The following is a 26,079-nucleotide window of genomic DNA, read 5'->3' on the forward strand; positions in this document are numbered from 1 at the left end:
CCGGGCGCGCGGGCCGCCGCCGGCCGGGCGGCGCGCTGAGCCGTCCCGCCGGCTCCGCGCCGCCGCGCCGTCCCGGTGCGTCACCGCCGCCCCGGGCAGGTCGCGCGGGGGTGGTGGAGGTCGCGGTACGGGTATCGGCCCGCCGGGGGGTGGGCGGCTGCCCGTACCCTCATTCCGCCTGGCGTGCACCCGCGCCCGGCGTCGCCGTCGCACAGGAGCCGGTACGTTGACCGACCAGACCACCCTGGAGCAGGAGATCGCCGCCGAACAACGGCATCTCGACCGGGTGTACGCCCGGCTCGCCGAACTGCGCCGCTCGGCCGCCCGCGCGGAGCGGGACGGCTACCGGCTGGCCCGGGTCGGCAACTTCGGCGCGCTGGTGGAGCGGGACGCGATGGTCTTCCACGCCGCCCAGCGCCGGCACCTGCTCGACGCCGAGCACGAGGGGCTGGTCTTCGGCCGGCTCGACCTGCGCGACCGGCAGGTGCTGCACGTCGGCCGGCTCGGCGTGCGGGGCGAGGACGCCGAGACGCTGGTGGTCGACTGGCGGGCCCCGGCCGCCGCCGCCTTCTACCGGGCCACCCCGGCGGAGCCGCTGGGGGTGGTGCGGCGGCGCACGATCAGCTCGTCGGACGAGAAGGTCACCCGGATCGAGGACGACCTGCTCGACCCGGAGGCCGCCCCGCCGGACATGCCGGTGGTCGGTGACGGGGCGCTGCTGGCGACCCTGTCCCGGGCGACCGGCCGGGGGATGCGGGACATCATCGCCACCATCCAGCGGGAGCAGGACGAGGCGATCCGGTCTCCGGGTTCGGGGGTCACGATCGTCTCCGGCGGGCCGGGCACCGGGAAGACGGCGGTGGCCCTGCACCGGGCGGCGTACCTGCTCTATGCCGACCGCAGCCGGTACGCCGGCGGCGGCATCCTGGTGGTCGGGCCGTCCACGGTCTTCGTGGAGTACATCGCCTCGGTGCTGCCGTCGCTGGGTGAGGAGACCGCCACCCTGCACTCGCTGGGTTCACTGTTCCCCGGCCTGTCGGCGACCCGCACGGACGGGCCCGAGGTGGCGGCGGTGAAGGGTTCGCTGCGGATGCGTCGGGTGCTGGAGCGGGCGGCCCGGGACGCGGTGCCGGACGGCCCGCAGGAGCTGCGGCTGCTCTACCGGGGTGCGCTGCTGCGCCTGGAGCGGCGCGAGCTGGACGGCATCCGGGACCGGGCGCTGCACCGGGGGGCCCGCCGCAACGAGGTCCGCCGGGTCGGCTTCGACGGGGTGCTCGCCGCGCTGTACGCGCAGGCCCGGCGGTTGGCCGTCACCGGCCTGCCCGAGCAGCCCGCCTTCGAGGACGAGATCATCGAGCGGCCGGAGTTCCGGGAGTTCCTCAAGGCGTGGTGGCCCCGGTTGCATCCCCGGCACGTGCTGGGCTGGCTGGCCCGGCCGGAGCGGCTGCACCGGTACGCCGCCGGCGTGCTGTCCCGGGCGGAGGTCGGGTTGCTGGTGGAGGCGTACCGGTCGCTGGACACCGAGGGGCTGACGGTGGCCGACATCGCCCTGCTCGACGAGCTGGACGCGCTGCTGGGCCAGCCGGTACGCCCGAAGAAGGCCCGCCGGGACCCGTTCCAGCTCGCCGGCGGCGTCCGGGAGCTGAGCACCTTCGGGGAGCGGCAGCGTGCCGCGCGGGCGGCGGCCCGGGAGCGGCCCGAGGACTACCGGGACTACGCGCACGTGGTGGTCGACGAGTCGCAGGACGTCTCGCCGATGCAGTGGCGGATGATCGGCCGGCGCGGTCGGCTCGCCTCCTGGACGGTGGTGGGTGATCCGGCGCAGACCGCCTGGACGGGTGACCAGGCGGAGCTGGACCGGGCCCGGGACCAGGCGCTGGGCCGGCGGCGGCGGCACCGGTTCACGCTGTCCACCAACTACCGCAACTCGGCGGAGATCTTCGCGGTGGCGGCGGCGGAGATCCGCCGGCTCTATCCGGACCTGGAGTTGCCGAGCGCGGTGCGCTCCACCGGGGTGGACCCGGTGGCGTTGCAGGTGCCGGCGGCGGAGCTGGCCCGCGCGACGGCCGACGCGGTGGACGCGCTGTTGGCCGAGGTGGCGGGGACGGTCGGCGTGATCACCCCGGTGCCCCGCCGGGACGAGGTCGCCGGCTGGTTGGGCGACCGGGGCGGGGCGCGCCTGCAGGTGGTGACCAGCCTCGAGGCCAAGGGCATGGAGTACGACGGGGTGGTGCTGGTCTGCCCCGGCGAGATCCGGGCCGATCCGGGCTCCGGGGTACGGACGTTGTACGTGGCGTTGTCCCGGGCGACCCAGCGTCTCACCACCGTCGAACCGACCGGCTGACCGACCGGCACCCGGTCCACCTGGCCGGACGTCCGACCGTCACTTGCATACATAGCGATGTGAGCATAGATTGGAGCCGGTCCGCAGCGGCGACGGAAGGTGTGGACGTGGGCGCAGGTCATGACCACAGCGCGACGGTGAGCAACGCCGCACACCGGCACCGGGGGCGGCTCTGGGCGGCGTTCGGGCTGCTCGCCGTGCTCATGGTGGTCGAGGCGGTGGCCGCCTTCGGCACCGGCTCGCTGGCCCTGCTCTCCGACGCGGGGCACATGTTCACCGACGTGCTCGGCATCGGGATGGCGCTGGCCGCGATCACCGCCACCCGGCGGGCCGCCCGGGACCCGCAGCGCACCTTCGGCCTCTACCGGCTGGAGGTGCTCGCCGCCCTGGCCAACGCCGTCCTGCTCAGCGGGGTCGCGGTCTACGTGCTGATCGAGGCGGTCCGCCGGTTCGGCGAGCCACCCGAGGTGCTGGCCGGCCCGATGCTGGTGGTGGCGGTGCTCGGCCTGCTCGCCAACATCGTCGCGTTCGGCCTGCTGCGGGAGGGCGCCAGGGAGAGCATCAACCTGCGTGGGGCGTACCTGGAGGTGCTGGGCGACCTGCTCGGCTCGATCGGCGTGATCGTGGCGGCGCTGCTGATCGCCGGCACCGGTTGGTGGTGGGCCGACCCGCTGGTCGCCGTGGCGATCGGCGTGTTCATCCTCCCCCGCACCTGGCGGCTCGGCCGGGCGGCGGTGCGCATCCTGGTGCAGGCCGCCCCGGAGCACCTGCCGGTGACCGCCGTGCACGACCGGCTGACCGCCGTGCCCGGGGTCGCCGAGGTGCACGACCTGCACGTCTGGACGCTCACCTCGGGCATGGACGTCGCCTCGGCCCACCTCACGCTGGCCGGTGACGCCGAGGTCGGCACGGTGCTGGCGGCTGCCCGGGGCGCCCTGCGGGAGGACTTCCACATCGAGCACGCCACCCTCCAGGTCGAGCCCGGGGCGACCCCCGGCGCCTGCGGTCCCGCCCACTGGTGACCCCGCCCCGGGGGCCGGACGGTCAGGCCCGCCGGGTACTCCCGCACAGAGATCACGGCGATTTGCGTCGTTTGACCCTTTTAAGGGTATTCACTCTCGTACCCTCAGTCACGAGGTAGGCAGGTGTCACACGCGTACCGGTAGGCTCGGCCCCGGCCTCCGCCAAGCGGAGGCCGCCGCCTAATCGCCCGCCCGGGCGAACCGGGGAACCACGTTCCTGGGGTGCATCCGCGCAAGCGGTAGGGATCTTCCGTCCCGAACCCGTCAGCTAACCCGGTCGGCGGCTGACGGAAGGACATCCGCATGCACGTACGCACCACCACGCGGCTGCTGGCCGCAGTCGTCACGGCGCTGGCCCTGGGCGTCTCGGCCGCGCCGTACACCCCGGCCGTCGCCGCGCCCACCACCCGGCTCGCCGCCCCCGGCGACGACGAGGGCGGCACCCCGGCGCTGCGCGACCAGCTCGACGCGGCCAGCAAGGGCTGGCTGGAGGCCAAGGCCGCCCTGGAGCGCTCCACCAAGCGCCAGCAGGAACTCGACGGGCAGCTCAAGACCATCGAGGGACAGTTGGTCACGCAGACCGCCAAGGTCGGCGAGATCGCCGGCGCGGCCTACCGCACCGGCCGGCTCGGACCGATGTCCGCCCTGCTCAACAGCAACACCCCGAGCGGCTTCCTGGACCGCGCGGCGGCGCTGGAGACGGTCGCCACCCGGGAGGACCAGGAACTGCGCACGATGATCGAGACCCGGGACCAGGCCACCCGGACCCGGGCCGCGGTCAGCCGGGAGATCACCGAACAGCGCAAGCAGGTCGCCACCATGGGCAAGCGCAAGGAGCAGGCCGAGCGGGCGTTGGCGGTGGCCGCCGCCGACAAGCCGGCCCCCACCTCCCGCGACTCCGGCAGCTCGGACGGCACGTCCACCAGCAACGCCAAGGGGGCGCCCCGCAACTCCGACGGCTCCTGGCCGTCCGAGTCGTGCAGCGTCAACGACCCGACCCCGGCCAACGGCTGTATCACCCCGCGTACGCTCAACGCCCTGAACCAGGCCAAGGCGGCCGGTTTCACCAGGTACGTCTCCTGCTACCGGCCGAGCGGCTCCGGGGAACACCCCAAGGGCCGGGCGTGCGACTTCGCCGCCCAGAAGAACGGTTTCGGCGGGGTGGCCAGTGGCGGCGACCGGACGTACGGCAACAACCTCGCCGCGTACTTCATCCGCAACGCCGACCGGCTCGGCGTGCTCTACGTGATCTGGTTCAAGCGGATCTGGCTGCCGAGCAGCGGGTGGAAGGCGTACAGCGGGGGCAACGGGGACCCGTCCAGCGACCACACCAACCACGTGCACCTGTCGATGATCTGAGCCCGGCGCGGTGGCCCGTCCGCCCAGGGCGGGCCACCGCGGCGCGGCCGTCCGGGCGGGTGCCGGCGGTGGTCAGCCGGCGGCGGGCGGGTCGCCCGCCCGGCCGTCCAGGACCGCGCCGAGGCGGCTGGCCAACCCCAGGTGGGCGGCACGGGCCTGCCGGAAGGCGTAGCCGAACAACGGGGCCGGCGCGGCGAGGGTGATCTCCACGTCGATCCGCAGCAGGTCACCCTCCGTCCGCAGCCGGGTGTGGTTGCGTACCGTGGTGCCGGGCTGCTGGCGGGCCACCGTCACGATCTCGTCGTCGCCGGCCAGCAGCACGTCGGCCTGGTAGGTGACGGGGAACCGCAGCGGCCCCAGCTCCAGCCGGTCGGTGATCGCGTAGCTGGCCAGGGCGCCCGGCCGGGCGGGCAGCCGACGCACCCGGACGATCAGCGGATGCAGCTCCTCCTGCCGGGACAGGTCGCTCAGCAGCGCCATCGCGTCCGCCGGTGAGCAGCGCGCCTGCACCGTGTAGCTGAAGCTCTCCCGCCGGACCACCGGGCCTCCTGACCGTCGTCGGTCGCACGATCGTGCCGTACCGGAGACGGACTGGCAATGTCCCTGGCCGGAGGCCGGCGACGCCGACGGTGGCCCGGTCAGGCGCCGGGCAGCACCTCAGGGGTGGCGGCACCGGCGAAGTACGGCTCCGGGGCGCCGAAGAGCCCGAGCAGACCGGTGACCCAGAGCTGCCGGTGCACGAACCGGCTCGGCTCGGTGACGATCAGTTTGACGCCGCTGACCTCGGCGGTCTGGAAGCCGGCGACCATGGCGCTGATCCCGACGGAGTCGATGAAGGTGACGAGTCGCATGTTCAGCTCGATCCGCGCGGGCCGGCCCTTGGCCAGCACCTCGGCGATCGCCTCACGTACCTCGTAGGCGGTGTCGACGTCGATCTCACCACGCGGTGCGATCTCGATGACACCGGCCGGCAGGACCGACTTCACGATCGACAGGCTCACGCGAGCACCTCCACTCGCCCGTCCCCGGGCGCCTCATCAGTACGCGGGCCGCGACCGAGAGTATTCCTCCGATGGCCTCGGTCGCCACCCCTCGGGATGAGCAATTCGCGGATCCGGACGGACCGGACCGTCCCTCTCCACACCGTTGCTGGTCCTGTTCTCTTCCGACGAACGACCCAGCTCGGCCGTTCCAACCGTCCCAGAGTAGCCGCCCCGGTCCACCGGAATCCGGATGCGGTGCGCCGGGCGAGCCCCGCCGGCCCCCCGGCGGGTCCCGTCGACTCCCCCGGTGCAGGTTGTGACAGGTGCCTACCGTGGGCGAGAGATGGGTCACCACGATCGAGGAGACGGATCGATGCTCAAGAGACTGCTCGGCCTGGCCGGGGTCGGCGCGCTACTCGCTCTCGTCCTGGCCTGCGGCTTCGGCGGCGGGGACGACGACGATGACGACGACGGGGACGATTTCGCCCGCGCCACGTCCGTGGTCGTGGTCCGCTGAGCGGTGACGGTCACCCGCACGCACCGGGTTTGCGACCCGGTCGGGCGGGGCACTGCTCGGACACCGGCCGGGCGACCGGTCGGCGCGAGGACCGTCCCGCGGCACAGAGACGACGTCCGAAGTGGCCGCAGACTTCGGCATTCGAGGAGGTAACACGATGATCGGCAGCAACCTTCTGGAGCGCCGCAGCAAGCCCGAGCGGATCGCCGACCAGGCCTGGCACCACCTGCTCTCGGCGGTGGACTCCGCCGGTGACAGCGTCCGGGACGCCGCCCGGTCGGTCCGGGACTCGGGGCTGGCCGACGCCGGCGACCTGGTCGGCTCGACCGCCGACGAGGCCCGCCGTCGGGCGACGCTCGCCTTCGACGCGCTCGCCGGCCGGCGGCCGGCCCTGCCCTGGACCCTGCTGATCGGCGCGGCGCTGGTCGGCGCGGCGATCGGCTGGGCCGCCGGCACCGCCGCGCGGGCCGCCGGCAGCCGGGGTGACCGGGCTGTCGACGACATCGAGTTCGTCGACGTGGACCGGCCGAACTCCCCCGTCGGACTGGACGACTGACCGTCCCACGCCACGCACCGGCCCCGGTCACGCTCCTCGGCGTCGACCGGGGCCTTCGCTGTCTTGATCCACTGCGTTGGGGCGATGTTGCGGTGAAGATCCGGGGTCGACGCCGCAACGCCGCCACCACTGGGTCGATCATCCACGGGCCGGGCAGGTCCCGGGCCGGACGTGCCGCCGGCTCCCCTTCCCGATCGGGAAGGGGAGCCGGCGGGTGTCGGATATCTGTCAGCGGCTGGTGCAGGTCACCGTCGGGACGGCGTTGGTGCCGGTGACGTTGGCGGTGAAGCCGATGCTGGTGCTCGCCCCGGCGCCGAGCGCACCGTTCCACCCGGCGTCCCGGACCGAGACGTTCGCCCCGGTCTGGGTGAACGTGCCGCCCCAGAGCGAGTTGACCGTCTGACCGTTGCCGAACGTCCAGTTCACCGTCCAGCCGGCGATCGCGCTGGTGCCGGCGTTGCGGACCGTCACCTCACCCTGGAAGCCACCGGGCCACGACCCGGTCACCTTGTACGTCGCCGCACACCCGCCGGTGGGCGGCGGAGTCGTCGGCGGGGGCGTGGTGGGCGGCGGAGTCGTGGTCGGCGGAGGCGTCGTGGGGGGTGGCGTCGTGGGCGGCGGCGTGGTCGGCGGCGGCGTGGTCGGGTTGGGGGTGGTAGGCGTCGGGGTGGGGGTGCCGCCGAGCCGGTCGGCGACCAGGATGCCCCGGCCGTTGGTGCCCAGGTAGACCCGGCCGTAGACCCGGGGGTCACCGGTCAGCGCCTCGCCCGCGTTGCCGTACTGGTGCTGGTCGTCGTTGATCCGCACCCAGGCCGCGCCGGTGTTGTCCGAGCGGTAGACGCCGCTCTTGCCGTCGACGGTGCCGAAGGTGAACACCGCCGGGTACGTCTGCCCGGGGGCGGCCTTGCCGAAGCCGACGTTCACCGCCGCCGACACCCCGGCCAGCTTGGTGAAGCTGGCCCCGGAGTCGGTGGAGCGCCACAGCCCGCCCTCGCCGGCCAGCCAGATGTCGCCCTCCTTGCCGGGGACCGCCTTGAACTTGACGTTCCCGGTGGCCGGCAGGCCGGTGGCGGCGGAGGCGGTGAAGCTGGCCCCACCGTTGGTGCTGACGTAGAACTTGCCGGCGCTGAAACCGTAGAACTTGTTCTTGTTGACCCGGTCGGACTCGACCACGGCGTTGGCCGGGATGCCGGTGGCGGCGGTCCACGAGTTGCCGAACCCGACGGAACGGATCACCTGCTGCCCGGCGTCACCGGGGGCCCAGACGAACTGGCTGCCGTCGGCGGCGGCGGCGACCGTGCCGCCGTTGTTGATCCCGCCCGGCTCGCTGCCCTGGAACCAGTTGGCCCCGCCGTCGGTGGAGAACGCGACGTGGCTGTCGTTGGGGCGGTCGGCGTCGGTGAAGTTGCCCGCCCGGACCATCGTCGCCGGGTTCGCCTCGGCGTAGTCGAGGCTCGTGGTGGTGGTGAAGACCGGCTGGGTGAACAGCATCGGCGGCACCGCGTCGAGGTCGGTGTGCCGGAACCCGCCGATGTCACCGAGCCCACTGATCAGCGGCGCCCCGGTGGGCGGGCTGATCAGGTCCTGCACGGCGGTCTCCTCCAGGCCCTTGACCATCGGCTTGATGGTGAGCTGGCCGCCGGTGTCCCACTTGGTGAGGTCGGTGCTGCCGTAGATGGTCGCGCCGGTGCCGTACATGAAGCGGTTCGAGTCGAACGGGTCGATCTCCACCGACTCGTTCATCCAGCCCAGCTTCGGGGTCTCCTCCGGCGGGGCCGGGTTGGCCCCGAAGGTCAGCCACGGCACCGAGCTGATGTCCATCTTGAACTTCTTGGTGCGCTCCGGGTAGCTGCCGAACTCCCAGATCCGGCTCCAGGTCGCGCCGCCGTCGGTGCTGCGCCAGAAGATCGCGTCCGGCCACCAGGAGATCTGGGTGGCGACCATCAGGGTGTTCGGCTTCTGCCGGTCGATGGTCAGCCCCGAGTAGCCGAAGTAGGCGTCGCTGCTGGACGACGGGATCGGGCTGATCTGCGTCCACGCGCCGGTGGCCCGGTTGAACTTCCACACGTCACCCTTGCCGCCGTCGTACGGGCCGCCGGTGTCGCTGGTGGCGATGTAGAGGAAGCCGCCGACCGGGTCGACCACGCCCTTGTGGGCCAGGTAGCCGGTGGGCTGACCGGCGATCCGCTCCCAGCTCGTGCCGCCGTTCGTCGAGCGGTACACCGGGTTCGCCTTGTCCGCCACACCGACGTAGATGGTCTGCGTGGCGTTGCCCGCCGTACCGGTGCTCTTGTCGAAGGTGACCCAGGTCAGGCCCTGGTTCTGGCTCTGGTAGCCGGTGGTGTCGTTGGGATCGGCCCGGTAGTTGCCGACGTTGGGGAAGTTCGCCACCTTGGCCCAGGTGACCCCGTAGTCGGTGCTGCGCCACAGGCCGTTGCCGCCCTCGGCGCCGTAGTAGAGGATGCTGTTCTTGTTGGGGTCGACGGCGAGCCGCTCCCCCATGCCCCGGCCGGGCATGTTGCCGCCGTTCTTGAACGGCAGCGCGGTGGCCTGCCAGGTGGCGCCCTTGTCCGACGAGCGCAGGATCGCCCCGTTGTTCGGGTCCCAGTCGTTGGTGTACATGCCGACCGCCGCGTACACCCGGTTGGTCTGCACCGGGTCGGTGGCCAGGCTGACCACGCCGTTGTAGCCCCACTTGTCCGCGCCGACCCAGTCGAGCAGCGGCGTCCAGGACTGGCTGGCCTGCTCCCAGCGGTACGCGCCGCCGATGTCGGTGCGCGCGTAGATCAGGTTCTTCTCGGTCTGGTTGAAGATGATGCCGGGAACGAAGCCACCGCCGTCGATCCGGACGTTCTTCCAGCTGTACGGCTCGGCCGCCGCCGCGGCGGCCGGTGTGGACGGTGCGACGGTGAACTGTACGGCCACGACGGCCGTCGCGGCGGCCAGCACGGTGGTGACCGCGCCGACGAGACTTCTCCGCATCTGCGGTTCCTCTCGGGATGCCAGGGTCAGGGTGCGACGGCCCCGTAGGGGGACGTCGACGGGTGCGAAGAGCTGCCCTGGCTCCCCGCCGGCACGCTTGGCTCCCGCTGCCGAAGAAGAACCCAACAGTAACCGGTACGCCGCCGAATTAGGAAGCGCTCCCAACTAACTCGGCCATCAGAGCCGGTAGATGACGTCCTCGCCGACGATCTCTCGACTGATGCCCAGCCCGTCCACCGGTCGGGCGGCCACGTCCGCCCACGGCGTGCCGGCCGCCCAGCCGGGCAGCAGCACCACCGTGCGCACCCCCACCTGCCGCAGGTACGCCACCGAGGTGGCGTCCGGGAAGGTCATGCTCGCCGCCCGGATCCGCTCCTGGGACTGCGGGGTGAACGAGGCGAGCCCGTTGACCACCTTGGGGAACCCGTCGGTCGACCAGAGCATCACGTGCAGTTCCCGGATGCCGTCGCTGGGCAGCACCAGCGCCGGGCCGGTCAGCCCGCGCAACACTGCCGGCTGCTCCGGCGCGGGCACGTGCGGGGTGCGGTTGACCCCCTCCACCAGCACCAGCAGCAGCGGCACCAGCAGCGCCAACCGGGTCAGCCGCCACTGCCGGACGGGCCGCTTCGGGGCCGGCTCGCGGGGGGCCGTCTGTTCGGCCGCCGACCCGGACCACGCCGCCGACCGCAGCGCCGGCCGTGGTCCCGCTGCCGTCTCCGCCGGCACGGCCGCCTCCACCAGCACGGGCGCTCCCGCCGGTCGCAGCGCCGGCACGGCCGGCTCCGACCCGGGTTCCGCGTCCGGCCCCGGCGGCTGCTCCCCCGCCGGCCCCGCCTTGTGCTCCACGTCCGGTCCCGGCGGTTGCCCCCCGGCCGGCTCCGACCCCGGGGCCGGCTCTGCGCCGTGGTCGGTCTCCCGCGCCGGTTCGGGCACCGTCAGCGCCCCGGCGGCGAGCAGGCCGAGCAGCAGGGTCGTCCACAGCACCAGCCGGCCCGGGGTGCGCACCCCGTCCCAGCCCGGGGCGTGCTCGACGAGCGTCACGTACCCGGGGTCGCCGTCGCCACCGAACGTGGTGCCCGCCGCGAGCGCCACGCTGACCAGCGCCGCGCCGGCCAGCATCAGCCGGTGCCGCAGCCGCCACGCGGAGAAGAACAGCCCCGCCACCGCCAGCGACAGCAGCACCACCCCGGGCAGCAGGGTCATCTCGCCCGGGAACCCGAGCGTGGCGCGGGCCGCCTCGTGCCGCTCCCCCCACAACCAGGACTCCGGCGGCGCGGTGACGAACCCCCGCCACGGCGGGGAGAACATCTCGATCTGGGCCACTGTCCGCCGGCCCGACGGGTTGCGGGCCACCACCTCGAAGTACGGCGCGGCCATCGCCAGGGTCACTCCGGCGAACCCGATCCCGCCGGCCAGGTCGGCCAGGAGCAGCCGGCGCGGCACCACCGGCCGGGTCCGCCGCCGCAACCACACCACGCCGTACGTGACCACCGCGCCGAGGCAGAGCAGACCCAGGACGTACGCGAAGGGCAGGCCGATGCCGAAACCGAGGGTGACCTGCCAGGCGGCGACCGCCCACCCGGCGACCACCCAGCCGGGACGGACCCGGTCGGGCCGGTGGCCGTGCCGCAGCGACCAGCCGTGCCCCCGGGCCAGCATGGCCAGCGCGAGGGCGATCCCGCCGATGCTGAGCACGTGCAGGTGCCCGGCCTGGGCGAGCTTCCACGGGGCGTACGCGAAGGCCACCCCGGCCACCGCCGAACCGGCCCGGCCGGCCCCCACCTGCCGGGCCAGCACGTACGCCCCGAACAGGGCGAGGGCATGGGTCAGCATGTAGAGCAGGTTGTAGCGGATCACGGCGGCCACCGGACCGTCCCCGATCATGCCGAACGGGGCGTACCCGAGCAGGGTGTCGGAGTAGGCGTAGGTGTACGGCTCGGGATAGAACGTGTTGGAGTGCCAGACCTGGAACGGGTTGGTGAGCAGGGCATGCCCGCCCCAGGCCACCTGCCACGCCTGCAACGTCGGGTCGCCGGTGTCCTGCGGGATGGTGCTCGCCGGATCACGCAGGGTCGGCCAGGTCAGCACCACGGCCAGCAGCAGCGCGCCGAGCGCCGCCAGGGTCCACTCGTGCCGGGCCACCCGCCACGACACGCCCGCCAGCCGGCGACCGAAGACCCGCATCTGATCGACGTCCATCTCTCCACCCCGTCCTTCGCCGTCCGTCAGACTGCCCGAGTCCGATCCGGTTGTCGACACCGTGAGCCGCCCGAATTTCGCCACCGGCTCCCCTCCGGCGGTCCGAATCCGATCTGACGGACGCGGTGCGGCAGGACCACCCGGGTCGGGTGAGCCGGCCTCACCCGACCCCGGGGGACGGTGGGCGGCATGACTGGATCCGACGGGCTGATCCGACCCGGGACACCGGCCCCCGAGTTCACCCTGCCGGCCACCCCGGACGGGCGACGGACCGGACCCGCGCAGTTCCGGGGACGGCCGGTGGTGCTCGCCTTCTACCCCGCCGACTGGTCCCCGGTCTGCGGCGACCAGATGGCGCTCTACCAGGCCGCGATGCCGGAGTTCGAGCGGTACGAGGCGATGGTGCTGGGCCTTTCGGTGGACAGCCTCTGGTCGCACCGGGCGTTCGCCGACGCGAAGGGAATCCGGTTCCCGCTGCTGTCCGACTTCGAACCCAAGGGCGAGGTGGCCCGGGGCTACGGGGCGTACACGCCGCAGGGGCAGGCGGGCCGGGCCCTGGTGGTGCTCGACCCGGCCGGGACGGTGGCCTGGAGCTACCTGTCCCCCGCCGAGGTCAACCCGGGCGCCGACGGTGTCCTCGACGCGCTGGAACAGCTCGGCACCGGACGGCAGGTGGTGACCCGATGAGCACCCCGTTGCAGGTCACCGCCCGACTCCGGGTGCCGGTGACCGATACCGACCACGTCCGTGGGCCCCTGGACGCCCCGGTCACCCTCGTGCAGTACGGCGACTTCCAGTGCCCGTACTGCGGGGCGGCGTACCCGAACCTGGCCGAGGTGCTGCGGCAGCGGCGGGACACCGTCCGGCTGGTCTACCGGCACTTCCCGATCACCAACCTGCACCCGTACGCCGAGCGGGCCGCCGAGGTGGCCGAGGCGGCCGCCCGCCGGGACCGGTTCTGGGAGATGCACGACTGGCTCTACGAACACCAGGACCAACTGGACCCGGTGCACCTGTCGCTCGGCGTGGCGCAGGTGGGGCTCCCGCCGGACGAGATCGACGCCGAGGTCGACCGGCACGCGCACGCCGACCGGGTACGGCACGACTTCACCGGCGGCATCCGCAGCGGCGTCAACGGCACGCCCACGCTGTTCGTCGGCGACCACCGCCACGACGGCCCGCTCGACCTCCCCACCCTCCTCACCACCGTGGACGCCGCCACCACCTGACCCCGGCCACCCCGGCTCCCGGGGCCTCCCGGCCGCGCCCCGACGAGCCACCCCACTGCGCCCTGCCCCAGCCCGCTCCGCCCCAGCCCGCTCCGCCCTGCCCCCGCCTCGGTGATCAAGAGGTTTGCGTCAGTTGATCAAGAGGTTTGAGTCAGCTTGGAGATCAACTTTGACGCAAACTTCTTGATCACCGGGGCGGGCTGGGGCAGGGCGGGTCAGACCGGACCGGGAGGACTCTCCCGTACATCCTCACTGTTAGAGGAGGTGGAGGTCGCGGGCTCGGCGGACGGCTTCGCGGCGGCGGGTGGCGTCGAGTTTGCGGTAGATGTTGCGGACGTGGGTCTTGACGGTGTTGACCGACAGGGACAGTTCGCTGGCGATCTCCACGTTGGACAGGATGCTCTGCAGGTACCGCAGGATGGTCAGCTCCCGCTCGGTCAGCGGCTCGTCCAGGGGGCGCTCCGGGTCGCCCTGCCGGGACTCGGCCGACCCGCCCCGGGTGCCGTACGCCCCCTGGCCGGGCGGCGGGACGGCGTCCCGCACCAGGTCGCTGACCTGCGGCCAGTACGCCGTACCGGAGTCCAGGTGGGCCGCGAGCAGTTCCCGGACCTCCGGTTCGGCCCGGGTGAAGACCCGTCGGTGGCCGTGCCGCCCGGCCAGGTCCAGCACCCGTTCCAGCAACCGCCCGGCCCGGCGCTCGTCACCGGCCCGGCGGGTCAGCAGCGCGTCCAGGACCCCAGCGGCGAGCCGTACCGGCAACGGCCAGTCGGCTGCGCCCGGGGCGTCCCAGTCGGGCAGGGCGTGCCGGGCGGCCCGCAGGTCACCGGCCCGCACCTCCACCCGGGCCAGCGCCAACGCCAGCACCGGAACCGGCTCCGGCCCGAGGGCCCGCGCGCCGAGCAGCCGCCGCGCCGTGTCCACGTCACCCTGCTCGCCGCGCAGGTCCGCCTCCAGGGCCAGCAACCGGTCGACCAACTCCCCGGCACCGCCCGCCACCAGCGCACCGCCGGGGCCCACCGCAAAGCCGGGGCCCACCGCACCGCCGGACAACCCGGTCCCGCCGCCCGTCTCCGCAGCTCCGGGTATATCCGCACCGCCAGGCGGTGCCGGGTCGTCGGGGGCGTTCGGGCTGCCGGCGGTCAGGTCGTCGCGGGCGCGGAGCACCGCCGCCATGGCCGCCGCCGGCTCGCCGGCGTCACGGAGCAGGGCGGCCCGGCACAGCGCCGCCACCGCCCCGGCCAGGGGTGTCCCGGTCACCGCGCCGGCCGCCGCCAGCTCGGCGGTCGCCTCGGCGGGCTGGTCCCGGTGCACCGCCACCAGCGCCAGTGCCAGGTGTACGTAGCCGCAGTCGACCAGACCCGACCAGCCCTGGCAGGAGGGCATGGCCAGGGCCGCGCGCGCGGTCTGCTCGGCCGGCGACAGCTCGCCGGCGAGGGCGAGCAGCAGGGCCGCCCGGCTCGCGCCGACCAGTTCGGTCCGGGGCCGTCCGGCCCGCCGGGCGGCCGCCAGCGCGGCCCGGAACCACGCTCCGGCCCGAACCAACTCCCCCTCGGCCAGGTCGGTCAGACCGAGCGCGGTGCCGGCCACCGCCCGGACGTCCGCGTCGTCCTCCCCGGTCCGGGGATCATCGCCGGCCACGGGGGCATCGCCGGTCACCGCACCACCGCCGACGGAGAGGCCGGCACCGACCGGCAGGTCGAACGCAGCGGTGCCGGCCAGCGGGCCAGCAGGAAGCGGGGCGACGGAAGCCGAACCGGCGGGCACCGCCGGGCCAGTCGGCACCGCCGAACCGGAGGGCACCCCCGAACCGGCAGGCAGCGCCGAACCGGTGGCGAGCAGGCGGGCGGCGGCAGCGCGTACCGTCGCAGGGTCGCCGGACAGCCGGGCCAGGGTGAGTTCCAGCGCCACGGCGAGCCGCCGGAACCGGTCCCGGCGCGGGGCCGGCAGCGTGCGGGCGGCCTGCACCGCGTCCCGCAGCCGGGCGGTCGCCGCCGTCACGTCCCCGGCGTACGCCCGCTCGGTGCCGGCGGCCAGCGCCAGCTCCGGGTCGCGGCGCACCGCCCCCGCGGGCGGCGGCGGGGGCGACGGCAGGTGCGGCGACTCCCGCTCGTACGGGACCAGCTCCGGCCAGTGGGCCAGCAGCAGTTCGGTGGCGCGGTCCCACCGCCCGGCGGTCAGGGCGTGGTGCAGCGCGTCGGCCGGCCGGTCGTGGTCGGCGTGCCAGTCGGCGGCCCGCCGGTGCAGTTCGTCGCGTTCCCGCCCGTCGAGGCCGGCGAGTTCCTCGCGCAGCAGGTCGGCGAGCATGGGGTGCGGCCGGTACCACGGTGGGTCGCTGTCGTCGCGGTGCAGGAAACCACCGTCGCGGGCCAGTCCGGCCAGGAGCTGACCGGCGTCGGTACGTCCGGTCAACGCGTCGGCCAGGTCGGCGCGGACCGCCCCGCCGACGGCGCAGCGGCGCAACACCTCCCGGGCCGGCCCCGGCAACGGGGTGAGCACCTCGGCGCGCAGGTAGGCCGCGACGTCCGGGTGGTCGCCGCCGAACCGTCGTACCCAGCGTTGCGGGTCGGCCTGGCCCCGGGCGGCCAGCGCGGCGAAGCGCAGGCCCGCCGGCCAGCCGCCGGTACGTTCCCGGAGCCGGGCGACCGCCGCCGCCGGCAGCGGCACCCCGTGCGCCACCAGCAGGTCGGCCACCTCGTCGGTGGTGAAGGCCAGGTCCTCGGGGCCGATCTCGGTCGGCTCGCCGGCCAACCGCAGCCGGTGCAGGGCCGGCGGCAGGCCGGTCCGGCCGGCGGCGACGAGGCGCAGCCGCCCGTCGGCGTGCCGGAGCAGGAACTCCAGCCCGGTGAGGACGTCCGGATCGGTCACCCGGTGCAGGTCGTCGAGGACCAGCCGGACGGGGCGTTCCCGGGCGGCGAGCGTGGCGGCCAGCGCCTCCAGCCCGTCGGGCCGCCACGGACCGGCGGGGGCCGGCGTCGGCTCGTCCGGTTCGACCCGGAGCGCACCGTGCAGGGCCCGGGTGAGGTACGCCCACAGGCGCTGTCCGCTGTCGCCCGCCTCGACCTGCACCCAGGCCACCGGGTTCCCGGTCGGTTCCGCGGCCTGCGCACCGGCGGTGAGCAGTGTCGTTTTGCCCCAGCCGGCGGGCGCGCGGACCACGGTGAGGATGCCGGCGGCCCCGTCGTCGAGGCGGGCCACCAGCCGGGGCCGCAGCAGCATCGGCTCGGGCGCGGCGGGCGGGGCGAGCCGGGAGGCCAGCAGCGGCGGCCCGGCGGACGCCCGGGTGGTCGCGGCGTCGCCGGGGTGGGGTGTCGGGTCGACCGCCCGTACGGGCTGCTGCGGCATTGCACCCCACCCCCCGTCGGCGCGTTCCTCCCCCGGTCGGCGGCGGTTACCCGGCGCGGCCCGGTTCACCCCTTCGGGACGAGCCCGGTTCACCCGGGACGCGCCGACGATGGGCGCACCGGACGCCGTGGTCCGGTCCCGGCGGGAGAGGCGGGTGGGACGGATGGGACGACTGACCCGGGGCGCGGCCGGGTCGGGGCGTTGGCAGGTGGTGACGGTAGGCGTCCCGGCGGCGGAACTACTGGCCGACGGGCGGTGGCCGGAGCCGCTGCGACCCCTGGCCGGTGCCGTGGAGCTGGACCTGCGGCCGGCCCCCGGCGGGCGCGGCACCGAGTTGGCCGTCCGGCCGCTCGGCGGGCTCGCCGCCCTGCCCGGGATGGCCGCCCACCTGGTCGGCGACGACCCCGACGGCTACCTGCGGCAGGTGTTGCGCGCGGTGCGGCAGCTCGTCGAGACCGGTGAGGTGCTGCGCGCCGACCGGCCGGCCGTCGAACGGCCCGCCCCCGACCGGCCGGCGGTGCCCGGATGAGGGCGCTGTGCTGGGAGGGCGTCGACCGGCTCGCGGTACGCCAGGTGCCCGACCCGGAGCTGCGCAACGCCCACGACATGATCGTGCGGGTACGGCGCAGCGCCACCTGCGGGACCGACCTGCCGTTGCTCGCCGGTCGGGTGCCGGGCCTCGCCGCCGGTGACGTGCTCGGGCACGAGTTCCTGGGCGAGGTGGCCGAGGTCGGCCCGGCGGTACGCCGGCACCGCGTCGGCGACCGGGTGGTGGTGTGCGCCGCCGTGGCCTGCGGGAACTGCTGGTACTGCCGGCAGGGGCTGTACTCCTGCTGCGACAACGGCGCGACCGGCGCAACGGTCACCGAGGCGGCTTGGGGGCAACCCACGGGCGGCTGCTACGGCCGTCCCCGTACGGCGGGTGGGTTCGCCGGCAGCCACGCCGAGTACGTCCGGGTGCCGTACGCCGACGTGGGGGCGTTCACCGTGCCCGACCCGGTCAGCGACGACCGGGCGGTGTTCGCCTCGGACGCCGCCCCCGCCGGGTGGATGGGTGCCGAGCTGGGTGCGGTCCGCCCCGGTGACGTGGTCGCGGTGTGGGGGGCGGGTGCGGTGGGTCAGCTCACCGCGCAGGCGGCGACGGCGCTCGGCGCGGACCGGGTGATCGTCATCGACAGGTACCCGGAGCGGCTGCGGATGGCCGAACGGCACACCGGTGCCGAGACGCTGCACTACGAGCACACCGACGTCCCCGCCGAGCTGCGGGAACGTAGCGGGGGTCGGGGTCCCGACGTGTGCGTGGAGGCGGTCGGGGTGGCCGACGGCGGTGGCCGTCCGCTGTCGCTGGCCGACCGGTTCACCGGCCGGGGCGGCCCGGTCGAGGACCCGTTGGCGGTGCGGGAGGCGGTGCACGCCTGCCGCAAGGGCGGCACGGTCTTCGTCTCGGGCACCTTCACCGGTTTCGTGGACGCCTTCCCGCTGGGCGCGGTGATGCACAAGGGGCTCACCCTGCGCAGCGCCCGGCAGCACGGTCAACGGTGGATTCCGATGCTGCTGGATCGGATGGCCCGCGACGAGCTGCGCACCGAGCACCTGGCGACGCACCGGTTCGACCTGGACGGGGGCCCGACCGGGTACGCGCTGTTCCGGGACCGCGCCGACGGCTGTGTCCGGGCGGTGTTCACCCCGCACGGCTGAGCCGCCGGGTGGCCCGCCCGGCCGGTGCGGGTCGGGCCCGGGTGGCACACTCGGCGGATGCGCCCCGACCGCCCGTACGACCTCGTCCTGTTCGGCGCGACCGGGTTCACCGGCGGGCTGACCGCCGAGTACCTGGCCCGGCACGCCCCGGCGGGGCTGCGCTGGGCGCTGGCCGGCCGCAACCCGGCGAAGCTGTCGGCCGTACGGGACCGGCTCGCCGCCATCGACCCGGCCCTGGCCACCCTGCCGCTGCTGACCGCCGACGTGACCGACGCCGGGTCGCTGCGTGCGGTGGTGGCGGGCACCCGGGTGCTCGCCACCACCGTCGGGCCGTACGTGCACCACGGGGAACCGCTGGTCGCCGCGTGTGCCGCCGCCGGCACCGACTATCTCGACATCACCGGCGAGCCGGAGTTCGTGGACCTGATGTACGTGCGGCACCACGCCGAGGCGGTGCGCACCGGGGCCCGGCTGGTGCACGCCTGTGGTTTCGACTCGGTCCCGCACGACCTGGGCGTCTGGTACACCGTCCGGCAACTGGCGGCGGACGGGCCGGTCAGTGTCGACGGGTTCGTCCGGGCCGGGGGCAGGTTCTCCGCCGGCACGTACCATTCGGCGCTCACCGCGTTCTCGCGTACCGCGCAGACGAAGCGGGCGGCGCACGCCCGGCGGGCGGTCGAGCCCCGGCCGGACGGACGCCGGGTCCGGGCGGTGGCCGGGAAGCTGGGCCGGTCGGCGGCGGCCGGCATGTGGGCGGTGCCGCTGCCCACCATCGACCCGCAGGTAGTGCGCCGGTCCGCCGCCGCCCGCCCGGAGTACGGCCCGGACTTCCGTTACCGGCACTTCGCCGCCGTCAAACGGCTGCCGACGGTGCTGCTCGCCGGGGTGGGGATGGCCGGGCTGGTCGGGCTGGTGAAGCTGCCGCCGACCCGGCGGTGGCTGCTCGGTCGGGTCGCCTCCGGGCAGGGGCCGAGCGCGGAGCAGCGGGCCCGGTCGTGGTTCCGGCTGCGGTTCGTCGGCGAGGGCGGCGGCCGGACCGTCCGCACCGAGGTCGCCGGCGGCGATCCCGGCTACGACGAGACCGCCAAGATGCTCGCCGAGTCGGCCCTCTGCCTGGCGTACGACGAGCTGCCCGCCACGTCCGGGCAGCTCACCCCGGTGGCGGCGATGGGGGACGCGCTGCTGGACCGGCTGGTGCGGGCGGGGATCACGTTCCGGGTGCTCCCGTAGCCGGCGGTGGCCGGTGCGGGCTTGACCCTCGACCTGGTTGAGGCGACAGCATCATGGGCGTGGAGAGCGAGCTGCTGAGCATCGGCGAGCTGGCCCGGGCCAGTGGCCTGACGGTCAGCGCGCTGCGGTTCTACGACCGGTGCGGGGTGCTGACCCCGACGCTCGTCGACCCGGTGAACGGGTACCGCTGGTACACCGCCGCGCAGGTGACGCCGGCCCGGCTGGTGGCCGGCCTGCGCCGGGTCGGCATGCCGCTGGCCGGGATCACCGCCGCCTTGCGGCTGCGCGACGATCCGGCGCGGGTCGGGCGGCTGTTCGACGCGCACCTGCGCCGGCTGGAGGACGGTCTCGCCGACGCCCGCCGCGAACTCTCCCGGGTCCGTGCCCTGATCGATCCCGAGGAGTGTCCGATGACCACCCGAATCACCCTGTCCCCCGCCGCCCTGGCCGCCGCCGTCGACGCCGTCCGGTTCGCCGTCGGCACCGACCCCGACCTGCCGGTGCTCGGTGGTGTGCTGCTGGACGTGGAGTCCGACGGCGTACGGCTGGTGGCGACCGACCGGTACCGGATGGCGCTGGCCCGGGCCGACGGCCGGGTGGACGGCCCGCCGGTGCGGGCGCTGCTGCCGGCGGCGGCCGTCGACGATTTCCGGGCACTGCTGGACGCCGACGGACAGGTGCGGCTGACCGTCGCCGACGGGGAGGTCGCGGTCGCCGTCGCCGGGGTCGAGGCCCGTTCGGCGGTGCTGCCGTACGAGTTCACCGACTACCGGCGGCTGCTGCACCGCCCGGCGGACACCACGGCCCGGCGGGTGCCGGTCGACGTGGCGACCCTGCGCAGCGCGCTGCGGTCGGCCACCCCCACGGTGACCCGGGAGCACGAGGGGGTGGCGCTGCCGGTGACGGTGCTGGGGGTCAACGACCGCGACGGCCTCCGCCTGGTCGACGCCGCCGAACTGGCCGGGCCGGACCCGACCGACCTGCTGGTCGGGGTGAACGGGGACTTCCTGCTCGACGCGCTGGACGCCGCCGGTGGCCCGCAACTGGTGCTGGAACTCGACGGCCCGATCGCCCCGCTGGCCGTGCGCCGCCCCGACGACGAGGACACCTTCTCGATCCTGATGCCGATCCGGCTCTGACTCCCGCCCGCCGGTAGCGGCGGACACCCGCCCCTGCCCCGTCCCTCCCCGCCCCCGCCCCGCGCGGCGACCCGCCCGCTCACCGCCCGGCCGGGGCCGACCGGTGGACGCCGCCACCCGGCAGGCGATCACGCAAGGTGACAACCGCTGCTCCCCCACCACCTCCCCCTCGCACGCTTTGCTCTGCTGCCACGACCGCGACGGCCACGTCGGGTGACTGTCGCGTCGAGAGCAGCAGAGCAAAGCGTGCGAGTGGGGGTAGTGGAGGGTCCCGGCATCCCAGGGAGAAATCCCTGTTCAGCGGCGTCGTTACGTCAGCAGGCCGCAGCGGGGGCGCGAAAAGCGGCACCGGAAGCGATTACCGAGAGTGAATCAAGAGATCAACCCGGCATCGTTACCTTCGGTGATGGGCGGAGTCGCCGGCCGTCAGGACGGGCCGGGCACGAGGCAGAGCGCCATGTGGCGAGGCAGAGCGCCATGTGGCGAGGCAGAGCGTGCCCGTTGCCAGCGGCGGGTGCGGACGACGCCGGTGCGGGATCTCCGCCCGGGGGCCCGGGGCAGCGCGCGTCAGCACCGGGGCCGGGGGCCGGCGGGCGCGACGGTAGCATCGGAGGGTCCCACCCTGACCGCCTGGACGGAGCGTACGGAGCAGCATGCTCGACATGGAGTTGATCCGGAAGGATCGCGAGGCGGTGGCGACCGCGCTCGCGAAGCGACTGGATCCCGCCGAGGTCAACCGGGTCCTGGACGACATCCAGCGACTCGACCAGGAACGCCGCGCCCTGATCACGGAGATCGACGCCGAGCGGCAGCGCCGCAAGGCCGAGGCCCGGGCGTACGCGCAGGCGAAGCGGGCCGGCACCACGCCGGAGTCCGTCGCGCCGGAGGTCGAGCGTAAGCAGCTCGCCGAGCTGGAGTCCCAGCTCGACGAGGTGCAGTCCCGGCTGCGCGGCACGATGAGCGAGCTGCCCAACCTGCCCGCCGACGACGTGGTGCCCGGCGGCAAGGAGGCCAACCGGGTGGTGAAGACCTTCGGTGAACCACCGGTCATCGAGAAGATCCGCGACCACGTGGAGCTGAGCCGGGCGCTCGGCCTGGTCGACCACGAGCGGGGGGTCAAGCTCGGCGGTTCGGGCTTCTGGATGTACACCGGCCTGGGCGCCCGGCTGGAGTGGGCGCTGATCAACTGGTTCATCGACGAGCACGTACGGGCCGGCTACGAGTTCCTCCTCCCGCCGCACCTGCTGCTCGACACCGCCGGTTTCGCCGCCGGCCAGTTCCCCAAGTTCTACGACGACGTCTACCACCTGGACCGGGAGTCCGCCCCGCGCGGGCAGTTCCTGCTGCCCACCTCGGAGACGGCGATCCTCGGCGCCTACCAGGACGAGATCCTGGAGACGTCGAAGCTGCCGCTGAAGGCGTTCGCGTACACCCCCTGCTACCGGCGGGAGGCGGCCGGTTCGCACTCCGACGAGCGCGGCACCGTACGCGGGCACCAGTTCAACAAGGTGGAGATCTTCCAGTTCACCCTGCCCGAGCAGGCCGACGCGGCGCTGGAGGAGATGCTCGCCCACGCGGAGAGCCTGGTCGAGAAGCTGGGCCTGCACTACCAGCGCAGCCTGTTGTCCGCCGGTGACGCCAGCGCCTCGATGAAGAAGACCCTCGACATCGAGGTGTGGATGCCGAGCACCGGCAAGTACAAGGAGGTGTCGTCGGTCTCCTGGGCCGGCGACTACCAGGCCCGCCGGGCCGCCATCCGGTACCGCGAGCCGGGCGGCAAGCAGACCCGCTTCGTGCACACGCTCAACGGGTCGGCGCTGGCCACCAGCCGGCTCTTCCCGGCCATCCTGGAGCAGTTCCAGCAGCCCGACGGTTCGGTGCTGGTGCCCGAGGTGCTCCGCGACCGGCTCGGCACCGACCGGCTCACCCCGCTGCGCTGAGGCGTGCGGTGGGCGGCGGGATCCTACGGGCACCCGCCGCCCACCGCCCTCACGTCCGCCCGGCGTCGCGGGTGCGGGTGCGGTGTCGCAGCGCCGCCACCCCGAGCAGCACGACCAGCAGCCCGGCGAGCACCGCCGGGCCGGCCGTGTCCAGCGCCGTCACCAGCGCCCGTTGGATCCGGGCCGCGCCGACCACCACCGGGTCGCCGAAGGCGTCGTGTCGACCCTGGGCGAGGCGGACCTCGTACCAGCCGTACCAGGCGACGTAGCCGCCGGCGACGAGCAGCACCAGGCCGCTGAGCCGGGGCACCCACGCGCCGACGCCGCGCAGCCCACGCACCACCCGGCCGCGCAGCAGCGCCACGCCGAGCGCCGCCACCGCCACCACCAGGCCCATCCCGATCGCGTACGCGACGAACAGCGCCAGCCCGCGCAGCGTCGACCCGGCCTGGATGCTGGTCACCACGATCGCCAGGAACGGGGCGATCGAGCAGCTCAGCGACGCCAGCGCGTACGCCATGCCGAACAGCGCCATGGACGGCAGCGAACGGGTCAGCCGGGGGGCGCGGGCCGACGGGCGCGGAGTGGGCAGCCGGCGACCGGCGAGCAGCCAGCAGCCCAGCGCCAGCAGGCCCAGCCCGAGGGTCACGGTCAGCCAGGGCAGCCGGGGGCGCAGCCAGTCGGCCAGCGGCGCGACGGCCAGCCCGAAGGCCCCGAACACCACGACGTACCCGCAGGTCAGGCCGGCGGCTGCGGCCAGTGCCCGGCCGACCGCGCCCCGGCCGTCTCCCGGGCCGGCGACCAGCAGCGACAGGTACGCCGGCAGCATCGCGAAGCCGCACGGGTTGACCGCGCCGAGCATCCCGGCGGTCAGCGCGAGCAGCAGCGGGCCGGTCATCAGCCGGCCAGGGCGGCGACCCGGCGGGTGAGGTCCTCGCCGTCGAGGAAGCCCTGGTGGACGACCTTCCCGTCCCGGTCGATGATCAGGAAGGTGCTCTGTTCGACGATCTCGAAGCGCCGCCACAGCGCGCCGGCCCGGTCGTCGATCTGGGTGGTGCCGCCGAGTTCGAACTCGGTGACGAAGCTGCGCATCGCCTTCTGCTCGCCGAGACCGGCGACCCCGACGATCGGCACGGTGTCCCGGTACTTCGGGGCGATCTCGGCGACCGTCCACGCCTGGCTGGCGCAGGTGGCGCACCACGGCGCCCAGAACCACAGCACCACCGGGCGGCCGGCCAGCGCGGCGGCGGAGAACGCCGTACCGTCGAGGGTCCTGCCGGTGAAGCGCAGCGCGTCGGGCACCACGGCCGGTGCGCCGGTCGGGGTGGGCGCGGCGGACGACGGCGCGGCGGAGGTCGGCGCGGTGGCGACCGGGACGGCGACCTCGGCGGCCGGCTGCGCCGACGTCGGCCCGACGGCGCAGGCCGAGGCGGCCAGCAGGGTGCCGGCGAGGGTGGCGGCGACGGCGAGCCGGGCGGCCGGTCGGCCCTCCGGCCCGTTGCTGGGTGACGACGACCGCATCCGGTGCTCCTCTCGGTGGTGCTACTCGGCCTCGACCAGCCGCAGCGCGAGTTCGGGGCAGACCTTGACCGCCTTCATCGCACCTTCCTTCAGCCAGGTCGGCACAGGGGTGGACGGGAAGGCGGGGTATCCGTTGCCGTCGAGCCGGATGAAGTCCGGTACGACGTGGGCGCACAGCCCGTGCCCGTCACAGCGGGACCAGTCCAGGGTGAGCTTGCGGGGGTTGGCGTCGGGCGCGCCGGGCAGCCCCATCACGCCCTTGACCCGCTTGCCGCACCCCTCGCCGGTGGTGTGTTGCCGCAGGTCGTCGGCGAACACCTCCATCGCGGAGAGGGCGAAGCGGGAGGTGCCGTCGGGGTGGCTGCACGCGCCCCGGCCCTTCACGTCACCGGCGGCGGCCCGGACCACCTCCACCGGCGCGCTGCCGGAGACCGCCAGGTCGACGGCGCGGGCCAGGTCGGGCAGGCCGCGCTTGCACGGCCCGCACTGGCCGGCGGACTCCCCGGCGAGGTAGCGGACCACCTGGGCGGCCTCGCCGAGCGGGCAGGTGTCCCGGCCCAGCGGGATGATGATGCCGGCACCGAGGGTTCCGCCGACGCTGGTGAGGCTCTTGCGGGTGATCTCGGCCCGCTGCGCCGCCTCCCAGGTGATCCAGCGGCCGTGGTAGCCGCCCATCAGGATGCCCGGCCCCTCCGGCACCTCGCACAGGTCGAGGATGTCCCGCAGCGGGGTGCCGGCGGCGCACTCCACGACGGCGGCCCGCTTGGCCTGGCCGGTCACGGTGAGCAGCACGGTGCCGGGCTCGTCGTCGGTGCCGAGCGCGGCGTACTCGTACGGGCCGAGCCGGGCGGCGATCGCCACCTGGGCGTACGTCTCGGCGTTGGACAGCAGGGTGGGCAGGTTACGGACGCCCGAGTCGCTGGACCGTTTCTTGGTGCCCGGCGGGATGTGCGGCAGTCCGTTGATCCCGTTGACCAGCGCGCCGCCCTCGCCGGAGATGAACCGGTGCGGCACGGTGACGATGCTGGTGGGCACCGGCATCCGGCGTTCGGCGAGGGCGTCGGTGAGCGAGTCCCGGCCGATCAGGTCGTCGGCGACGCAGAGCACGATCTCCTCGGCGTCCAGCGCGTACGCGGCCAGGGCGGCGCCGTCGAGGATGAGGTGCGGGGCCCGGGTGAGCAGCACCTTGTCCTTCCAGCTCGCCGGTTCCCCCTCGGTGGCGTTGACCACCACCACGGCGGGCAGGTCCTGCCGCTCGCAGGACTCCAGCACCGCCTTGAACTTGCGGTAGAACGGGAAACCCGCCCCGCCCTTGCCCTTGAGCTGGATGGCCTCGGCCAGCCGGAGCAGGTTGGCCGGTTCCATCGGGCCGATCGGCCCGTGTTCCATCTCGTGGGCCATCAGGTCGAGCCGGCCGAACTCGGCGAAGCCGGCGGTGAGCCGGGGCTCGCCGATGCAGGCGACCGGTGGGACCTTCGTGCGCATCACTTGGCCTCACCGCGCAGCCCGGCCCAGTACGCCCCGTCGACGGCGTCGGCGTTGGCCTTGCCCTTGCGCCGGCTGCGGCTGTCGCCGGTGGCCTTGCGGGCCCGTCTGGAGGCCAGGTCGACCAGGGTCGGGGTGTCGTCGACGGGGATGTCGTCGGCGACGTAGCGGGCCGGCGGACGCCAGTAGTCCGGCTCCTCCGGCACGTCCGCCTCGACGCTGTGCCGGCCGGAACCGCTGCGCGGGGCGGCGGAGATGGGCTCGGCCGAGACGGGCCGGCTGGCCTCCTCCCAGCGGCGCGGGCTGTCCCACGGCTCCTCCGGCTCCTCGGTGCGCCGCCGGGGCGGGGCCGAGTAGCGGGCGGCTACCTCGTCGTCGTCACGCCGGGCCCGGCGACCGGTGGAGACGGGGGCGATGTCCTCCTCGTACCGGGAACGCCGACCACCCGACACGGGGGCCACGTCCTCCTCGTACCGGGAACGCCGACCGCCGGACACCGGGGCCACGTCCTCCTCGTAGCGGGTACGCCGACC

Annotated in this window: 20 protein-coding genes, 1 pseudogene and 1 riboswitch; of the genes and pseudogenes, 12 read left to right on the forward strand and 9 right to left on the reverse strand. The window is 74.5% G+C overall.

Features of this window, described 5'->3' with window-relative positions; translation table 11 throughout:
- Positions 1-226: 226 nt before the first annotated feature.
- From B5D80_RS29305 to B5D80_RS29315, 3 genes are all read left to right on the forward strand, one after another.
- Positions 227-2,344, forward strand: coding sequence for a HelD family protein (locus B5D80_RS29305; protein WP_088647172.1), 2,118 nt, complete (start codon positions 227-229; stop codon positions 2,342-2,344).
- Positions 2,345-2,451: 107 nt separating this feature from the next.
- Positions 2,452-3,366 (forward strand): cation diffusion facilitator family transporter, encoded by a 915-nt coding sequence (locus tag B5D80_RS29310; protein WP_088647186.1) that lies wholly within the window; start codon positions 2,452-2,454, stop codon positions 3,364-3,366.
- Between the two features lie 167 nt (positions 3,367-3,533).
- Positions 3,534-3,665: riboswitch (cyclic di-AMP (ydaO/yuaA leader) on the forward strand.
- Positions 3,666-3,669: 4 nt separating this feature from the next.
- Positions 3,670-4,725 carry a coiled-coil domain-containing protein gene (locus B5D80_RS29315; protein WP_088647173.1) on the forward strand — a complete coding sequence of 352 codons (1,056 nt, stop codon included), beginning with the start codon at positions 3,670-3,672 and terminating at the stop codon, positions 4,723-4,725.
- Positions 4,726-4,797: 72 nt separating this feature from the next.
- Here the strand turns inward: B5D80_RS29315 and B5D80_RS29320 are convergent, their stop codons facing one another.
- Positions 4,798-5,265, reverse strand: a complete 468-nt coding sequence (locus tag B5D80_RS29320; RefSeq protein ID WP_088647174.1) for a hypothetical protein — start codon at positions 5,263-5,265, stop codon at positions 4,798-4,800.
- Between the two features lie 98 nt (positions 5,266-5,363).
- Entirely contained in the window at positions 5,364-5,726 is a 363-nt protein-coding gene (locus tag B5D80_RS29325) for an STAS domain-containing protein (protein ID WP_067309377.1), read from the reverse strand.
- Positions 5,727-6,081: 355 nt separating this feature from the next.
- Between B5D80_RS29325 and B5D80_RS33545 the strand changes: the two genes are divergently transcribed.
- Positions 6,082-6,225, forward strand: a complete 144-nt coding sequence (locus B5D80_RS33545; protein WP_158224263.1) for a hypothetical protein — start codon at positions 6,082-6,084, stop codon at positions 6,223-6,225.
- Positions 6,226-6,382: 157 nt separating this feature from the next.
- Positions 6,383-6,781, forward strand: coding sequence for a hypothetical protein (locus tag B5D80_RS29330; protein WP_088647175.1), 399 nt, complete (start codon positions 6,383-6,385; stop codon positions 6,779-6,781).
- 228 nt (positions 6,782-7,009) lie between these two features.
- Here B5D80_RS29330 and B5D80_RS29335 read toward each other — a convergent pair whose 3' ends face one another.
- Positions 7,010-9,763 (reverse strand): cellulose-binding domain-containing protein, encoded by a 2,754-nt coding sequence (locus B5D80_RS29335; protein ID WP_088647176.1) that lies wholly within the window; start codon positions 9,761-9,763, stop codon positions 7,010-7,012.
- 177 nt (positions 9,764-9,940) lie between these two features.
- Positions 9,941-11,962, reverse strand: a complete 2,022-nt coding sequence (locus tag B5D80_RS33980; RefSeq protein WP_211291696.1) for a hypothetical protein — start codon at positions 11,960-11,962, stop codon at positions 9,941-9,943.
- Between the two features lie 189 nt (positions 11,963-12,151).
- On the opposite strand from B5D80_RS33980, the gene B5D80_RS29345 reads away from it, so the two are divergent.
- On the forward strand, positions 12,152-12,649 hold the full coding sequence (locus B5D80_RS29345; RefSeq protein ID WP_088647177.1) for a redoxin domain-containing protein: 498 nt from the start codon (positions 12,152-12,154) through the stop codon (positions 12,647-12,649).
- Positions 12,646-13,191, forward strand: coding sequence for a DsbA family protein (locus B5D80_RS29350; RefSeq protein ID WP_088647178.1), 546 nt, complete (start codon positions 12,646-12,648; stop codon positions 13,189-13,191). The genes B5D80_RS29345 and B5D80_RS29350 overlap by 4 nt, the downstream gene beginning before the upstream one ends.
- Before the next feature lie 255 nt (positions 13,192-13,446).
- Here B5D80_RS29350 and B5D80_RS29355 read toward each other — a convergent pair whose 3' ends face one another.
- On the reverse strand, positions 13,447-16,533 hold the full coding sequence (locus B5D80_RS29355) for a winged helix-turn-helix domain-containing protein (RefSeq protein ID WP_088647179.1): 3,087 nt from the start codon (positions 16,531-16,533) through the stop codon (positions 13,447-13,449).
- A 109-nt stretch (positions 16,534-16,642) separates the two neighbouring features.
- Between B5D80_RS29355 and B5D80_RS29360 the strand changes: the two genes are divergently transcribed.
- The 5 genes from B5D80_RS29360 to serS all read left to right on the forward strand — a co-directional run bounded on the left by B5D80_RS29360 (position 16,643) and on the right by serS (position 22,540).
- Positions 16,643-17,062, forward strand: coding sequence for a hypothetical protein (locus tag B5D80_RS29360; protein WP_425437283.1), 420 nt, complete (start codon positions 16,643-16,645; stop codon positions 17,060-17,062).
- Positions 17,059-18,231 (forward strand): alcohol dehydrogenase catalytic domain-containing protein, encoded by a 1,173-nt coding sequence (locus B5D80_RS29365; protein WP_088647180.1) that lies wholly within the window; start codon positions 17,059-17,061, stop codon positions 18,229-18,231. The genes B5D80_RS29360 and B5D80_RS29365 overlap by 4 nt, the downstream gene beginning before the upstream one ends.
- Before the next feature lie 57 nt (positions 18,232-18,288).
- Entirely contained in the window at positions 18,289-19,461 is a 1,173-nt protein-coding gene (locus B5D80_RS29370) for a saccharopine dehydrogenase family protein (protein WP_088647181.1), read from the forward strand.
- 53 nt (positions 19,462-19,514) lie between these two features.
- Positions 19,515-20,600, forward strand: coding sequence for a DNA polymerase III subunit beta family protein (locus B5D80_RS29375; RefSeq protein WP_425437284.1), 1,086 nt, complete (start codon positions 19,515-19,517; stop codon positions 20,598-20,600).
- 653 nt (positions 20,601-21,253) lie between these two features.
- On the forward strand, positions 21,254-22,540 hold the full coding sequence (serS, locus tag B5D80_RS29380; protein ID WP_088647182.1) for a serine--tRNA ligase: 1,287 nt from the start codon (positions 21,254-21,256) through the stop codon (positions 22,538-22,540).
- A 49-nt stretch (positions 22,541-22,589) separates the two neighbouring features.
- Here the strand turns inward: serS and B5D80_RS29385 are convergent, their stop codons facing one another.
- The 4 genes and pseudogenes from B5D80_RS29385 to B5D80_RS29400 all read right to left on the reverse strand — a co-directional run.
- Positions 22,590-23,438, reverse strand: a complete 849-nt coding sequence (locus B5D80_RS29385) for a cytochrome c biogenesis CcdA family protein (RefSeq protein WP_088647183.1) — start codon at positions 23,436-23,438, stop codon at positions 22,590-22,592.
- On the reverse strand, positions 23,438-24,061 hold the full coding sequence (locus B5D80_RS29390) for a TlpA family protein disulfide reductase (RefSeq protein ID WP_088647184.1): 624 nt from the start codon (positions 24,059-24,061) through the stop codon (positions 23,438-23,440). The genes B5D80_RS29385 and B5D80_RS29390 overlap by 1 nt, the downstream gene beginning before the upstream one ends.
- Before the next feature lie 21 nt (positions 24,062-24,082).
- Positions 24,083-25,549 carry an NADH-quinone oxidoreductase subunit NuoF family protein gene (locus B5D80_RS29395; RefSeq protein ID WP_088647185.1) on the reverse strand — a complete coding sequence of 489 codons (1,467 nt, stop codon included), beginning with the start codon at positions 25,547-25,549 and terminating at the stop codon, positions 24,083-24,085.
- Positions 25,546-26,079, reverse strand: a pseudogene (locus B5D80_RS29400) (hypothetical protein); the annotation flags it as partial. The pseudogene B5D80_RS29400 and the gene B5D80_RS29395, both read right to left, overlap by 4 nt.

It is taken from the genome of Micromonospora wenchangensis, from assembly GCF_002210435.1.
GTDB classification, from domain to species: domain Bacteria; phylum Actinomycetota; class Actinomycetes; order Mycobacteriales; family Micromonosporaceae; genus Micromonospora; species Micromonospora wenchangensis.